Annotated in this window: 14 protein-coding genes and 1 pseudogene; 6 read left to right on the top strand and 9 right to left on the bottom strand. The window is 55.7% G+C overall.

The window, feature by feature from the left end; all coding sequences use genetic code 11:
• Positions 1-89: 89 nt before the first annotated feature.
• From C4S63_RS10295 to C4S63_RS10275, 4 genes are all read left to right on the top strand, one after another.
• Complete coding sequence (locus tag C4S63_RS10295; protein ID WP_103917511.1) at positions 90-527, top strand: Panacea domain-containing protein; 438 nt, start codon at positions 90-92, stop codon at positions 525-527.
• Positions 528-1273: 746 nt separating this feature from the next.
• On the top strand, positions 1274-1651 hold the full coding sequence (locus C4S63_RS10285; RefSeq protein ID WP_008175582.1) for a transposase: 378 nt from the start codon (positions 1274-1276) through the stop codon (positions 1649-1651).
• A complete protein-coding gene (gene tnpB / locus C4S63_RS10280; protein ID WP_008175580.1) occupies positions 1648-1983 on the top strand; it encodes an IS66 family insertion sequence element accessory protein TnpB in 336 nt (111 codons plus the stop codon). Before C4S63_RS10285 ends, tnpB begins: the two co-directional genes overlap by 4 nt.
• Positions 1984-2058: 75 nt before the next feature.
• On the top strand, positions 2059-3603 hold the full coding sequence (locus C4S63_RS10275) for an IS66 family transposase (protein ID WP_008175578.1): 1545 nt from the start codon (positions 2059-2061) through the stop codon (positions 3601-3603).
• Positions 3604-3853: 250 nt separating this feature from the next.
• Here C4S63_RS10275 and C4S63_RS10270 read toward each other — a convergent pair whose 3' ends face one another.
• The 3 genes and pseudogenes from C4S63_RS10270 to C4S63_RS10260 form a co-directional block, all read right to left on the bottom strand.
• Positions 3854-4417, bottom strand: a complete 564-nt coding sequence (locus C4S63_RS10270) for a chlorite dismutase family protein (RefSeq protein ID WP_001097412.1) — start codon at positions 4415-4417, stop codon at positions 3854-3856.
• Positions 4418-4440: 23 nt separating this feature from the next.
• Positions 4441-4803 carry a cupin domain-containing protein gene (locus tag C4S63_RS10265; protein WP_001201003.1) on the bottom strand — a complete coding sequence of 121 codons (363 nt, stop codon included), beginning with the start codon at positions 4801-4803 and terminating at the stop codon, positions 4441-4443.
• A 201-nt stretch (positions 4804-5004) separates the two neighbouring features.
• Positions 5005-5441, bottom strand: a pseudogene (locus C4S63_RS10260) (transposase); the annotation flags it as partial.
• Positions 5442-5566: 125 nt separating this feature from the next.
• On the opposite strand from C4S63_RS10260, the gene C4S63_RS10255 reads away from it, so the two are divergent.
• Entirely contained in the window at positions 5567-5749 is a 183-nt protein-coding gene (locus C4S63_RS10255) for a hypothetical protein (RefSeq protein WP_103917509.1), read from the top strand.
• Between the two features lie 213 nt (positions 5750-5962).
• Here C4S63_RS10255 and C4S63_RS17580 read toward each other — a convergent pair whose 3' ends face one another.
• Both C4S63_RS17580 and C4S63_RS10250 read right to left on the bottom strand, forming a co-directional pair.
• Positions 5963-6097 carry a hypothetical protein gene (locus C4S63_RS17580; protein ID WP_255409079.1) on the bottom strand — a complete coding sequence of 45 codons (135 nt, stop codon included), beginning with the start codon at positions 6095-6097 and terminating at the stop codon, positions 5963-5965.
• A 416-nt stretch (positions 6098-6513) separates the two neighbouring features.
• Entirely contained in the window at positions 6514-7443 is a 930-nt protein-coding gene (locus C4S63_RS10250) for a DUF808 domain-containing protein (protein ID WP_063525724.1), read from the bottom strand.
• Positions 7444-7591: 148 nt separating this feature from the next.
• Here C4S63_RS10250 and C4S63_RS10245 point away from each other — a divergent pair, with 148 nt between their 5' ends.
• Positions 7592-8284 carry a 4'-phosphopantetheinyl transferase gene (locus C4S63_RS10245; protein ID WP_103917508.1) on the top strand — a complete coding sequence of 231 codons (693 nt, stop codon included), beginning with the start codon at positions 7592-7594 and terminating at the stop codon, positions 8282-8284.
• Here the strand turns inward: C4S63_RS10245 and fhuF are convergent.
• The 4 genes from fhuF to C4S63_RS10225 form a co-directional block, all read right to left on the bottom strand.
• Positions 8259-9023 carry a siderophore-iron reductase FhuF gene (gene fhuF / locus C4S63_RS10240; RefSeq protein ID WP_103917507.1) on the bottom strand — a complete coding sequence of 255 codons (765 nt, stop codon included), beginning with the start codon at positions 9021-9023 and terminating at the stop codon, positions 8259-8261. The two genes, C4S63_RS10245 and fhuF, sit on opposite strands and share 26 nt — an antisense overlap.
• Positions 9023-10315: a lysine N(6)-hydroxylase/L-ornithine N(5)-oxygenase family protein gene (locus C4S63_RS10235; protein WP_103917506.1), complete on the bottom strand. Its 1293-nt coding sequence runs from the start codon at positions 10313-10315 to the stop codon at positions 9023-9025. Before C4S63_RS10235 ends, fhuF begins: the two co-directional genes overlap by 1 nt.
• 99 nt (positions 10316-10414) lie before the next feature.
• Positions 10415-11395, bottom strand: a complete 981-nt coding sequence (locus tag C4S63_RS10230) for a GNAT family N-acetyltransferase (RefSeq protein ID WP_103917505.1) — start codon at positions 11393-11395, stop codon at positions 10415-10417.
• Complete coding sequence (locus C4S63_RS10225) at positions 11385-13661, bottom strand: TonB-dependent siderophore receptor (protein ID WP_103917504.1); 2277 nt, start codon at positions 13659-13661, stop codon at positions 11385-11387. The genes C4S63_RS10230 and C4S63_RS10225 overlap by 11 nt, the downstream gene beginning before the upstream one ends.
• Positions 13662-13678: the final 17 nt, after the last annotated feature.

Raw genomic sequence — 13678 nt, 5'->3', positions numbered from 1 at the left:
CCCAAGCCCTAGAGTATAATTTCCTGTGCTTTACTATAGTAGGCAAGGAGTCCAACCGCCTTCTCTAAATAAATTCAAGGGGATCACTCATGGCAACGGTATATGACGTCGCAAGATACATCACGGAAGCACATGGAGTGATGTCCGCCATGAAACTACAAAAGCTTATGTACTATGCACAAGCTTGGCATATGGTTTGGGAAGAAGAACCCCTTTTTACTGATGACGACTTCCAAGCTTGGGCCAACGGCCCGGTGTTACCTTCAATCTACGATAAACATCGTGGGCAATTCAAAGTTGACCAATCTTTCTTTAAGGAAGGCGACTCTACAAACCTGTCCGATATCGAGAAAGAAAATATTCAGAAAGTGCTTGGGTTCTATGGTGACAAAACAGCTCAATGGCTGAGTAATCTTACTCATCAAGAAGCTCCTTGGCTTGACGCCAGAGGCGACACCCCTGTAGGAGCTTACTCAAACGAGCCAATTACCCTTAGCGCTATTCACGAATACTATTCCTCTCTGTGAGCCTACACTTATGGGGAACAAGAGTGAGGCTCGAGCTGCACGAAAAGCAAGTAGACAAAAAAGGTTTGAGGAATCCAAAAAGAAACTAATTGACTCAGTGAGCGGTGTTGACCAGCCCAAGTACATAGTCACCGTTAACGACACGAAACAACCCCAAATATCCCCCAGCGTCAACTCCGACACCATTAAGACACCTAAAGCGACCAAGGATGGCTCACGCTTTGGTAATCGCGTAACTTGGTGTATTTCTCAAGCGGACAAAGAAGGAAAGTGGAGTTGGCACGAACTCCGCGCTTGGACTGACCAAGAATGGGCAGTCGATATAGAGCCCCCATTCATTGAGTTCACTCAAATGACTTGGGCTGATGTTGACTCCCGTGGGTCCGGTAGTGGGCATAAAATGCACCATGAACAAGAAATTTCCACTTTAATAAAAGAAGCTAGGCGTCGGTGGAAGAAATTGGGATTAGAGGAGTTCGAAACCGCATTTAGATTTAGGCTAGGTGGAACCAAGCGAGCCTGGGGTTACATCGTTCAATCCCATTTTTTTCTTGTTTGGTGGGAACGACATCACAAGCTCTATCCCACTAGCAAATAAAGTTATGCTGCTCGAGCTCCGAGCACGTCCGAAACCCTGCCGAGATAAAGTCGAGATACATCTCGCGTAAGCGTCCGGTGATCCCATCTTGAGCCTGGCGCTGCCGTCGTCAGGATAGTGTCCACTTATTTTCTAGTGGACACTTAACATGAACGAATTAAGCGTAACCAAACCCTGCCAACGCCGTCGCCGGTTTTCCCGGGAATTCAAAGCCGGGATTGTCGCCCAGTGCCGAGATCCGGGCGCATCCGTCTCCCGGATCGCTCTGTGTAATGGCCTCAACGCCAACATGGTCCGACGCTGGATCAAGGAGGCGCGACGAGTGCCTAAAGCACCAGCGACAACGCCGGAGTTCGTGCCGGTCAATCTGCCAGCAGCAACTTCAGCACGGAGCCACCACTCGGTCTCGGACAAGCGTAGCACCATCCGCATCGAGATTCCCCGCGCCAGTGGCGCGGTTGTCGTGGAGTGGCCTGCGGAGCAGGCCCACCAGTGTGCCGCCTTGTTGCGGGATCTGTTGGGATGATCCGCATTGATGAGATCTGGCTGGCCACCGAACCGCTGGACATGCGGGCGGGACCGGATAAAGCTCTGGCACGAGTCGTTCAGGTCTTCGGTTCGGCCAGACCCCATTGCGCCTACCTGTTTGCCAACAAGCGAGGCAACCGGATGAAGGTGCTGATCCATGATGGCCTCGGCATCTGGCTGTGTGCCCGTCGTCTAAACCGGGGCAAGTTCCACTGGGGCGAATCCTGGCGAGGCAAACAGTTATGTCTGACCGAAGAACAGTTATCCGCCCTCGTTCAGGGCCTGCCATGGCAACGTATTGGGGCCGATGGCGTCATCTCAATCCTGTAACCACAAGCTGAGCAATACCGCCATAGCCAGAACTGCGAATCGCTTGCAGTACAAGGGCTTGGCATACTAAGGGGCATGACTCAGCGCCCCGACATCAACCAACTCTCTGCCGGTCAGCTCCGTGCTCTCGCTACGGAACTGTTTGATCGTGTTGATAACAAAGAGCGGGCTCTGGTGCACCGTGATGCGGTCATCGAGAAGCTGACCCACGAAGTGGCCATTCTCAAGCGCCATAAGTACGCCCGGCGTAGCGAGCAGCTGGACGCGGTTCAGGGAAAACTGCTGGACGAACTGATCGACAGCGACCTGGCCTCCATCGAGGTCGAACTGGAACAGGCGATGACCGAGGAGCAGAAAGCCGCTCGGCCAAAGCAGCAACCCAAACGCACACCGCTGCCACCGGAACTGCCCCGCACCCTGATCCACCACGAGCCAGAAAATACTCAATGCCAGTGTGGCTGCCAGCTCAAGCGCATTGGCGAAGACGTCAGCGAGAAGCTGGATTATGTCCCGGGTGAGTTCACCGTTGAACGTCACATCCGGGGCAAATGGGCCTGCGACAGCTGCGAGACGTTGATCCAGGCACCGGTGCCACCGCAGGTGATCGACAAAGGCATCCCCACCGCTGGCCTGCTGGCCCAGGTGCTGGTGGCCAAGTATGCCGACCATCTGCCGCTGTACCGTCAGGAACGCATGTTCGGCCGTGCCGGCCTGGAAATCCCGCGCTCCACCCTGGCCGAATGGGTGGGTGCCTGTGGTGTGCAGTTGCAGCCGCTGGTGGATGCGTTGAGAAATACTCTGCTGGAACACAGTGTTCTGCATGCCGATGAAACCCCGGTCAGCATGCTGGCCCCGGGCAAGAAGAAAACCCACAAGGCCTACGTCTGGGCCTACTGCACCACACCGTTTGCCGACCTGAAGGCAGCTATTTACGACTTCGCACCCAGCCGTGCAGGCGAACACGCCCGAACCTTCCTGGGTGACTGGCGGGGCAAGCTGGTCTGTGATGATTACGCTGGCTACAAGGCCGGGTTCGGCAACGGCATTACCGAAATCGGCTGTATGGCCCACGCCCGGCGCAAGTTCTATGACCTGCACGAGGCCAACAAGAGCGAATTGGCGGCCAAGGCCTTGGAATACATCGGTGGACTCTACGAGATCGAGCGGGAAACCAAAGATCTGCCACCGGATATGCGGCGGGAAATCCGGCAAACCAAAGCCAAACCCCTTGCCGATGCGCTGCATCAGTGGATGCTGGCCCATCGCCAGAAAGTGCCGGATGGCTCCGGCACGGCCAAAGCCCTGGATTACAGCCTCAAACGTTGGGAAGCGCTGACGCGCTACCTGGACGATGGCGCTGTGCCCATCGACAACAACTGGGTGGAAAACCAGATCCGACCCTGGGCGCTGGGGCGCAGCAATTGGCTGTTTGCGGGTTCACTGCGCAGTGGTCAACGTGCGGCTGCGGTCATGACCCTAATACAGTCAGCGAAGCTGAATCGGCATGATCCCTATGCCTACCTGAAGGATGTGCTGACTCGCCTGCCGACACAGAAGAACAACGCCATCGACGAGCTATTGCCCCACAACTGGAAACCGGCCATACCTAACAAGGTGTAGGCCGGACGTGTATGGAGAGCCTTCTTCGAAAGCTGGACAAGGTGCCAACTCTAGACGGCAGGATATGCCCTGGGAGATCGATGAGAGAAAGAGGAGGCCATAAGTAGAAAATTTCCCAAGCGACTGGTGGCTCGCTAGGCATACGTGTCGTGTTACTCCTAAGTTATTAGACACACTAGATTTTCCGGGCTTTGCTGGGCTGCGGGTGTCGCAGGTGTATGCCGCACGGAGATCGCAGTTAAACCTGATACTAGGCCGGCTCATGCACTAGCCGGATGTCGATTTCTCTGTCGACATACTTCCACTCCACCGAGGCCCGGAGTTCGGCCAAAAGCCTGTTAAAGCCCGGCTCATCAGACGGGGAATATTCGAACCACGTCAAGAAGTCGAAGGGTTCGCTCTCGCCCAGGTCCCGACAATGGTGGAGACGACGGGCCACAGCAGGGAGATATTGGAGCCCAATGTGAATGTGACGGGACTGCTCCTCAAAAATCTTCCGGCGTTCGTCTTGAGCCAGTCCCCACCATGAGGGGTTTTTCCGGATAGGGATCAGGGCGGCACAGGTGGCCTCTGCTCGACCCAAACTTGGCTGCTTCGCCACGAGACGATCCTTCTCTTCACGCACGACATAACGCTCGTTACTCGTTATCCCGCGAAGAAGCCATTTGGTGCCCAAAGGCTGCGGCGAAACAGAGCCAGCGGCTACGTCGAGCCGGGGGATTCCAGGGAGAGGGGCTCCCGCCACGGCATCCATCCGAACAACGCGCCAAACACCCGTTTCTCCACCAGCGAACGTAAATAATCGTGTATTCATCAGTTTCCTCTCAGGCCTTTCGCCTATTTCTCAGCCAACGCAAAACCGGCATTGCCCGGCGCAACCACTGAAACAAATATAAAAGGTTCGGGGCCAGAGTTCATTGCACCATGTACCTGCCCAGGTTTTGCGATCGCAATATCTCCAGCTTTAAGATGAGTGACTATGCCGTTACCTTGATGATATTCGGCTTCACCTGAGATAACCGTCCAAGTATCTTGGCCGTGAGGATGTACATGGGAAGCTATTTCCTGCCCAGGGTGGGCGTGCCAAACAACGACGACAGAGTCATTGGTTTCCAGAACAACCGAACGAATCGGTTCGCCGTTAGACGGACGAACATATTCATCCACCGAAAAAATCCGCGATTCAGTTTCTGCTCTCATGTTCACACCCATTTAAAACTGATTGGACACGTACTCTAAACGCAACTGCGCCTGGACAGCACATGAAGATATGTACCTAAGCGCCCTTCGGGAAAACTATGCTCTGGCGCACAGAGACCGTCAATACTCCGTCGTGGGTAGGCATGACATAACGGGAGGAGACGGGCGACGCTTTGGTCATATGTACATGAGAAGGTGGCTCGCCCGCTCGGCAGGGTTGTTGTCGATGGGCAGGTGTCCCCCTTTCGATGTAGCGGATCAGCTTTAACCAGTTGCTCGCAAGGCAATTGATTGCTTGCCCAAGGCACTTTGACGACGTGACCTGGGGAGGGGTTTTGTCCAGCCTAGCTTTCAGTTGCTCCAGGAAAGCCTGGCTTTGCGACTGGCGCGTCTGGTATCGCTGGGCATCGCCCGCCTCTTCCATGTCGCGCTCGATGCCGTAGAGCTTGTTGATAAGAGTCAGTGCCATCTCCGCTCGGCCGATCTTGCCCTTGGATTGAGTTTTCTGATGAACTTGCGCCGCGCATGCCCAGCAACCTATACGCTCGACGCCTTTCTGCCTCCAGGAGGCGCTGCGGCACCTCCTGGGTACGGCTAGCGGTGTAATTGAACAGGATGACCGGAAGATTTGGTGGGCCACCGCGATCTCCTCAGTAGCTATAGCCAAACAGGTTGGGTATGAGAAGTTCAAGGGGGGGCGAGCAAAGCCCCCGTTCCAATTGATTCTCTATTCCACACAAATGGCGATATAAGCCGGCGGGTGATGACGACCCTGGAAGCTCTGGCATCGAGAGTGGATGTCTACTCCATCGACGAGGCGTTTCTGGATCTGACCGGAATCGACCGGGTGGTAAGCTTCGAGCCTTTTGGTCGGCAGGCGATTTGGCTCAAGGTGGAATCACCGGACGGTTACCATCTCGCTACCACAGAACTAGGCAGAAAATAACGTTCGTGTGCTCAAATCCGTGTCAGCGGAGGAGTTTACGCCTTGCCTGGTCAGCCAGGCGCCGTGCCCGGGAAATGAATTCTTCGTCCCCGGTTTCCTTCGCCGCCTCGATGAATTCTGCTAGCGCTTCCTCACTGTCCAGTCCTTCAACCGGATCAAAAGCCGTCAGTACGTCCTTTTTGATGATCCCTGCAGCTCTGCTGCTGCAGCAGTTCAGGCATCCCAGCCCTTGGCCGCGATATGCGCTTTCAGCCGCATCATGGAATCGCTACGGGCCTTCAGGTCTTCCCGCTCTGCAGGGGCGCCCTCGCTGGCATCCCAAACGCTGGTGAATGTTGATTGGCTCATTCCGCTCTCTATAGCCTGAGTATATCCCTTGCCACCGTTATTATCCCGATCCGAGAATGGCAGCAACAGCCAGGGCCGCTACCACAGCACGAATTCCAGAGACACTGTAGTGCATGGAAAAAGGTACAGTACAGGTACACTCACCCGTTTTGGCTGCTTTCGGAAAATTACGCTAACTTACTGTTATTAAAATACTTTCCATTACGGCCAGCTACGTCACCCTACTCTTGATTTTGCTGGCTTTGCGGTATACCTTGCCAACTCATAATCGATTGGTCCCAGGTTCAAGTCCTGGTGGGCCCACCATTACCTTCGATCGCGCTGTGTATTTCGCTCTCGCGAAATAAGAGCGTCCAGTCGCATACCTCTGAACCACGGCCTCCCCACACATCAGCAAGTGGACTATTGCGCTATATTCATGAGCCCACAGTGGCAGAACGCAGCCGCCCCACCATCGTGACGACAGCAAGCACCATGGCGCCCGCCACCAGCCCGCCAATCAGGTTTACCAGTAACGGCACCAACCAGGACACTGCGCCAACCATTTCCTGCAGGTGATGCACCCAGTCGTGGGAACCGGGAATGCCGTGGACCAGGATGCCACCGCCCACCAGAAACATGGCAGCAGTGCCAACCACAGACAAAGTCTTCATCAACCAGGGGGCGAGAAACAGGATACCTTTGCCCAGGGCAATTCGCGCCCCGGCACCAGATGCCTGGGGATCCGTCTTTGCCAGGTACAGGCCGGCGTCATCCAGCTTCACGATACCGGCAACCAGACCGTAAACGCCGATGGTCATCAACACGGCAATGGTACAAATTGCCGCGACCTGAACGCCAAAAGTCGCCGACTGTACCGCCCCCAATGAAATCACAATGATCTCGGCGGACAGGATAAAGTCGGTGCGGATAGCGCCCTTGATCTTCTGCTTTTCAAACGCCACCAGGTCCACCGCCGGGTCGGCAACCGCTTTCAGGGTTTCCCGATGCTCATGTTCCTGTTCTTCCTTGTGAAAGAACTTATGCACCAGCTTTTCGCAACCTTCGTAACAAAGGAAGGCGCCGCCTATCATCAGCAACGGCGTAATCAACCAGGGAAGGAAGGCACTGATCAACAAGGCGGCAGGTACCAGTATCAACTTATTGAGAGCCGACCCCTTGGCCACCGCCCACACCACTGGCAATTCCCTGTTTGCTTTCACGCCGGACACCTGCTCGGCATTCAACGCCAGATCATCGCCCAGCACCCCGGCGGTTTTCTTGGCCGCCACCTTGGTCATAACGGAAACGTCATCCAGCAAGGTGGCAATATCATCGATCAGGGCAAGCAGGCTGGTTCCGGCCATGAAAATCTCCTTTGTCGTCGTAACACGCTTGCACGTGCATTAGTGGCCGAGTCTACCGTCACTGATTCCCCAGCGCATCGCTAACCTGCCCCCTCTTTTCCTGCGAGTTTGTTATAGTGCGATCAACGCCATCAACAGCCCAGAAACCATGCCGGAATATCAGCGCCCACAGTGTCTTTCCAACATCCATCGCGAGGAAATCGCCGATGGGTTGATCCGTGTTGGTTGCCACTATCACACTGACAGGCTACTTGATGACAGTTTTCAGCGGGCAGATATCTCCCTGCCGACATCGCTGGCATCATCCGTGGGCAAGCGTAGAACCGAATATCTTGCCGGGCGCTGGTGCGCCCGGGAAGCCCTACGTCTGCTGGGCGTCGAAGGCATACCAGGCATGGGTTCCGACAGAGCCCCCCAATGGCCAGACGGCACTGTCGGAAGCATTACTCACAGCAAGGGCACAGCAGAAGTCATGGTGGCCGATGCCCGGCACTGGCTGGCGGTGGGTCTGGACACGGAGCAATGGTTAACGGCAGAACGGGCTGACCGCCTGTGCCGTGAATTGCTGACCAGCGAGGAAAGAGAGCATCTGAGAGGACTTACACCGATACAACGGGCCAACCGGATCACCCTGATCTTTTCCGCCAAGGAAAGCCTGTTCAAGGCGCTCTACCCGCTCACCGGCAAGCGTTTTTATTTCCATGACGCCGCCCGGCGCAACCCACGCTCACTCACTTTGCTGACGACGCTGACAGAGCAGTGGAAACACGGCACCGAGATCCCCTTTCGCTGGCGGGAACGCCAACAAGGTGTACTCAGCTGGATTGCCTTGCCACGGTAGGAGCCTGCGCCATCTGCCCTTTCTTGCAGAGGCGAGGGCAATCTTCGCAAAGGGGCATATCCGGTAAACGGAAGCGAATACAGCAGGTCCTACGTACGATCATCGCGTCACCGGTGTTCTGATTCAGCCGCTCCCGGTAGGCACCGGCTAACGGGTTGGCAGAGCCATCGGCAAAGGTTTCACATTCCAGAATGGCCTTGCCCGGCTGCCACATCATTGCCGGCAGACCGGCCTTTTCCAGCTCCCCCAGAAACCAGCGAATATAGCGGCTGGCATTACTCCACAGGACGCGTGGAGACAGACCCAACGCCTGTTGCCAGCCGCTGATCACTGTCTCCATATTCTCCCGAATCAGGGGCTCGAAACGGGTCAGGGGATGGGCGCCGACCGGCACACTGGCCCCTTCATGCTCCAGCACAAAGCAGGACGGCAAGCCTTCCTGATTCAGCTCCAGGTGCATGGCGCTCGGGTGTATCGGCAGACTGCGCTGCAGAATCAGGTTGGCGCCCAATACCGGCGGCACCAGGTAAAGGAAGTAATACTTGCTCCAGATCGACAGCAAGGCGCGCTCATCTTCACCCTGGAGATCGGGGCGGAACCGGTGGAGTTGCCGGCGCAGGGCATCCGGCTCAAACAGAGCCACAAGGGGCAGGGCCGGCTCCCCCGCTGCCGCCAGACGCAACATCGGGGCATAGCTAGCAAAAGCCCCCTGGAACAAGGGGGCCAGGGACGGGATCATCAGCTGGCGCAAGCAGCGGCGGCGGGTCGCTTCTCACGTCGCAGCAGGGCATCCACCACTTCCTGGGAACGCACCGCCAGCACCGACAACAGGGTATCGCTGAGCCCATGGGTTTCCTCGCAGCAGCCCTGCAGGAACACATTGGCATGGCAACCTTCCGCCATGGGCAGTCGGTAACAGCGCTCAATGCCCTGCGGCGACAGCCAGTCAGCCATGGGAGCGAGCAGGCGTTCATGGCCATCCCGGTTGTACCCGGTGGCCAACACCACGCCATCGTACTCTTCCACCTGCTCGACACCGGTATCCTTGTCGCGCAGGGTCATCTGCACCGTCTTCCCATCATTGACCACAGCCACAATATCCCGATTGGACAGATAGCGGTGCTGTACCTTGCCAGTGATTTTCTGCAGATAGAGACGCTCGTAGATTTGCTCGATCTCGGCCATATCCACCACCGCATAGTTGGTCTGGCTGAATCGCTGCAGGAAATCCCGACGCTCCGCTTCCGGGCGACCGTAGATGGTATCAGTAAAGGCCGGATCGAAGATTTCGTTCACAAAGGCACTGTCATCGGAGGGATGCAGAGCCCGGCTGCGGGAAATCAGATCCATATTGCCATGGGGATACTGGTTCATCAGATCCAGATAGATTTCCGCCGCACTCTGGCCAGCGCCGATCACCGCAATGCGAGGCGCCTCATGACGGGCGAAACGCTCATATTCATGTTTATAGCGGGAAGAATGGACCATGTTGTCGCCCATCTTGCCGGCGAACACCGGCGGTATCCGTGGATAACCGCCAATGCCGATTACCAGATTGCGGGTAAAGATTTCTTTCTCACTACCATCCGCTTGCCGGGATCGAACACGCACCCATTCCACCTCACCGCCCTGCACTACCGGCTCGATGGCGATTACCTCCTGGCCATAGTGCACCCGATCACTGAATTGATCGGCGGCCCAACGCATGTAGTCGTTGTATTCCACACGGGTGGGAAAGAAGGTGCCCATGTTGATAAAGGAATCCAGCCGGTGCTGATCATGCAGGTAGTTGACGAAGGTAAAACGGCTGGCCGGGTTGCGGAGCGTGGCAAGGTCTTTCAGGAAAGACACCTGCATGCGAGTGCCTTCCAGCAGCATACCGCCATGCCACTCAAAGCGAGGCTGTTTTTCCAGGAAACAATACTGCAGATCATCCAGTTCTGCCTGCTCTTGCAGGGCAATGGCAATGGCCAGGTTTGCTGGACCAAAGCCAATACCGACAACGTCGTATTCCTGAGTGTGAACGCTCATGGGGGGTCGTCCTCAATGTGCGGGTTATCCAATCACCGGCATGATATTCATGCCAGCCACCTGCTGCCGGATAGTGGTGGGCAGCGCGCCATGGGATTTTCAGCTCAGCTCGCAGCGCTCAAAAAACGCCTCGCGATGCAGCACCATCAGGGCTGCGCGCTTGTGCGGAAAATCAAACTCCTTTGGCTTGGCAAAACGCCTGGCTTGAAGGTGTTGAATCATCCTGTCGTTATCCGAGCGCGGCTCGGACACAATCCGCCGAGTACGGCAGTCATCGAGAAACAGATAGTGGCAAAGCGCATTGAGCCACGCTTTTACCTTGTGGGGGCCACGGTGGTGTTCTTCACCCACCAGCATGTGGATACCCCGGTCAAAATCGTCCGCATCGTAATAGGGCGCGATACGGTCTTCCTTGGTCCAGTACGCCTCGAAATAGGCGAAGGGTTCATCATCAATACAACCGATCAGGTTAAGCACACGCGGATCCTTTGCCTGGCTTTCCAGGTAACGGCGGTGCTCTTCCCGCGTACCGCTCTGTTCCCAGAATGCGGCAACTCGTTCGCTATTCTGCCAGCGCATAAAGCGCTCCAGATCGGCATCAATATCCAGCATGCGCAATGACACCCAGGCATTGATGCCCTGGTCATAACGCCGGTAAACCTCACCCGTCGGCTTGGCCGGGCGGAGCGGATGGCGTCGCCCACTGGCGTCCATCACCATGGTGACCGGATAGGGCCTGCCCAGATGTGTCGGCAACCAGTCATCCGGCAACTGCCAGAGCATATCCCGCTCCAGCACATAGCCATCACCGTCATCCTGAACCATGAAACCGGCATGAAACCGGTCAGAAAACCGTAGCGATTTCACCTCAGGATGGGTCACAAAAAAGGCATAGGCGGCCCGGCGCAACAGCGCCGGGTCGTCTATGGATTGCTGAACCATGCCACTCTTGTCACCAAGCTGGACGGTCAACAGGTCCTGATCATTGCACTGGCACAGCCAGTGCTCAGAGAGGTCAAACACATCCAGCCGCTGCCCGTGGGGCAGCGGAATGGAAGCATGTTGGGACTTACCAGGCATAGCTAACGCTGCCGATCACGCTACGACGATCGCCATACCAGCACCAAAAGTTACAGGTCGCGACATATTCCTTGTCTTCGATATTTTTCGCAGCAACCTGGAATTTGAAGTTATCCCACTGATAACTGACGGTGGCATCCCAAAGCATATGGGAATCCACTTTGAATGAGCGGGTTTCCAAATCATCGCCATAGGTCGCTCCGACATAACGCACACCGGAGCCAACCGACAACCCGTTCATTACGCCACCCAATACCGTGTACTTGCCCCACAACGAGCCAAGCCGTTTGGCGACCTGATTGGGCTGGTTACCAATGACCGCATCACCACGGATATCTTCGGTAATTTCAGGATCCAGGAAGGTCATGTTACCCACGACACTGATACTCGGGGTGATATTGGCCACCGCCTCAAGTTCAACGCCCTGACTTTCCACTTCGCCGATCTGCGTCAAATTACCTACCGTGTCATTGCGGGTCAGATTTTCATGACTGATATCAAAGACAGCAGCATTGAAGTAACCATCAAAGCCATCCGGCTGCACCTTTACACCCAGTTCGATCTGATCGCCCTGTTCCGGCTTGGCCGCATTATCATTCTGGTCCAGTTGAATGACCGGCTGGAAAAACTGCGAATAGCTGGCATAGGTAGTAACGCCGCCATCAAACAGCCATGCAGCTCCGGCATTGGCCGTCCACTGCTCATCACTGACATCCAGATCGGCACTGGCGTCTGCTTTGTTACGGAACTCGGTATCGACCTTATCGAACCTGGTACCAAGAGTAAGAACCAGATGGTCCTGGATTTTTACCTGATCTTGCAGGTAGGCACCCAGTTGATAGCTGTCGGTGGTGCGACGTTGAAGATCCGCCTCCGTCAGCGGCTGTGCCACACCGGGGGTCGGACCATTCAACAGTACGATATCGCTTTCAGCGGAATACTGCGGGTTGTAGACATTCAACGTATTAGGCGCGTAGACGCCAGGGGCTATCTGCTCACCGACCACTGGATCATTGGCATAGTCCTTGCCATCGATTTTCAGCAACTGATAGTCCAGGCCAGCAAGAAGCGTATGCTCCATGCCATTGAAATCCCAGTTGTAGATAAAGCGGTTATCGGCATTCAAGCTGTCAGCATGGCCCTCTTCCGTGGAGATATAACGAACCACCTCGGTTCGGCCGGTCGGGACACCAAAGTCATCGGCATAGGCAAGCGCGTACATTTGCCGCAAATCCACTTCGATGCGGCCATAGCGGACATTTTGCTGGAATGAAACCTGATCACTGAAGTCATGATCCAGCTGGTAACCGAAGGTATATTGGGTTCGATCAAACCGCTCAAAACCCGGGTTGCCAACGGCGACATCGTCATCAATAAAACCGTTTCCACCCTCGCTTTTATTGAGTGTTCCCTCAGCAAGATGAAACTGCAGATAAGGATCGGAATTATCTTCCTGATAGCTCGCCAGCAAGGTCAGGTTGGTTTTTTCACCCAGATTCAGCTTCAGTGAAGGCGCAAACAGCACACGCTCCTGCTCGACATCATCAACCTGCGTGCCACTTTCCCTGGCCAGCGCAACGACTCGAAAAGCATGACCATCACCCACCGGCGCACCGGCATCCACAGATATCTGCTTGCGATCCCAGGTCCCATACTGCACACCTACAGATCCGAAGGAGTAATCCTGTGGTCGTTTGCTGATAACGTTAATGACGCCACCGGGAGGGGTCTGGCCATAAAGGACCGAAGAGGGGCCGCGAAGGATTTCCACCCGCTCCAGCAGGAAAGGGTCAATCTGCCAGCTGTAGAAGCCGTTGGAATAGGTGCGGGTGCCATCACGATACAGACCGTTGTTAGCCTGTTTGAACCCTCGAACAATAAACCAGTCCTGCTTATTGTCCTCACCATAAAAACCGGCCTGGATACCGGGCGTATAACGCAATGCATCGCTGATGCTCACAGCAGCCCGGTCATTCATTTGCTCACGGGTCACGATGGAAATTGAGCGCGGGGTTTCACTGACCGGCGTGTCGGTCTTGGTCGCGGTCATGCTCCGTTGACCTACATAGCCGAAGTCATCGCCGCCGTAAGCGTCTTCAGACTGATCCGCATTTACCTCGATGGTTTGCAGCTCTTCTTGCTGTGTCGCCTCCTGCTCTTCCGCCCATGCCGGCGTGGCGGCCAGGGCAATGGTAATGGCCAGAGCCAACGGATGACGGCTGGTTTGCAGCCCCCGGATCAGGCCAGTACTGGTCCGATTCCCCATGGTGGTTCTCCTAACGT

Source organism: Alcanivorax sp. DSM 26293, assembly GCF_900107995.1.
In the GTDB taxonomy this organism is placed as follows: Bacteria; Pseudomonadota; Gammaproteobacteria; order Pseudomonadales; family Alcanivoracaceae; genus Alcanivorax.
This window is presented reverse-complemented; position numbering and strand designations above follow the sequence as displayed.

What these genes read in the sequence shown, in the direction of transcription:
- C4S63_RS17580 (WP_255409079.1), bottom strand. Translation starts at nt 6,097, where the DNA reads ATGAGCCAATCAACATTCACCAGCGTTTGGGATGCCAGCGAGGGCGCC.
- C4S63_RS10270 (WP_001097412.1), bottom strand. Translation starts at nt 4,417, where the DNA reads ATGAATACACGATTATTTACGTTCGCTGGTGGAGAAACGGGTGTTTGG.
- C4S63_RS10235 (WP_103917506.1), bottom strand. Translation starts at nt 10,315, where the DNA reads ATGAGCGTTCACACTCAGGAATACGACGTTGTCGGTATTGGCTTTGGT.
- C4S63_RS10225 (WP_103917504.1), bottom strand. Translation starts at nt 13,661, where the DNA reads ATGGGGAATCGGACCAGTACTGGCCTGATCCGGGGGCTGCAAACCAGC.
- C4S63_RS10230 (WP_103917505.1), bottom strand. Translation starts at nt 11,395, where the DNA reads ATGCCTGGTAAGTCCCAACATGCTTCCATTCCGCTGCCCCACGGGCAG.
- C4S63_RS10255 (WP_103917509.1), top strand. Translation starts at nt 5,567, where the DNA reads ATGACGACCCTGGAAGCTCTGGCATCGAGAGTGGATGTCTACTCCATC.
- C4S63_RS10295 (WP_103917511.1), top strand. Translation starts at nt 90, where the DNA reads ATGGCAACGGTATATGACGTCGCAAGATACATCACGGAAGCACATGGA.
- tnpB (WP_008175580.1), top strand. Translation starts at nt 1,648, where the DNA reads ATGATCCGCATTGATGAGATCTGGCTGGCCACCGAACCGCTGGACATG.
- fhuF (WP_103917507.1), bottom strand. Translation starts at nt 9,023, where the DNA reads ATGATCCCGTCCCTGGCCCCCTTGTTCCAGGGGGCTTTTGCTAGCTAT.
- C4S63_RS10265 (WP_001201003.1), bottom strand. Translation starts at nt 4,803, where the DNA reads ATGAGAGCAGAAACTGAATCGCGGATTTTTTCGGTGGATGAATATGTT.
- C4S63_RS10275 (WP_008175578.1), top strand. Translation starts at nt 2,059, where the DNA reads ATGACTCAGCGCCCCGACATCAACCAACTCTCTGCCGGTCAGCTCCGT.
- C4S63_RS10245 (WP_103917508.1), top strand. Translation starts at nt 7,592, where the DNA reads ATGCCGGAATATCAGCGCCCACAGTGTCTTTCCAACATCCATCGCGAG.
- C4S63_RS10250 (WP_063525724.1), bottom strand. Translation starts at nt 7,443, where the DNA reads ATGGCCGGAACCAGCCTGCTTGCCCTGATCGATGATATTGCCACCTTG.
- C4S63_RS10285 (WP_008175582.1), top strand. Translation starts at nt 1,274, where the DNA reads ATGAACGAATTAAGCGTAACCAAACCCTGCCAACGCCGTCGCCGGTTT.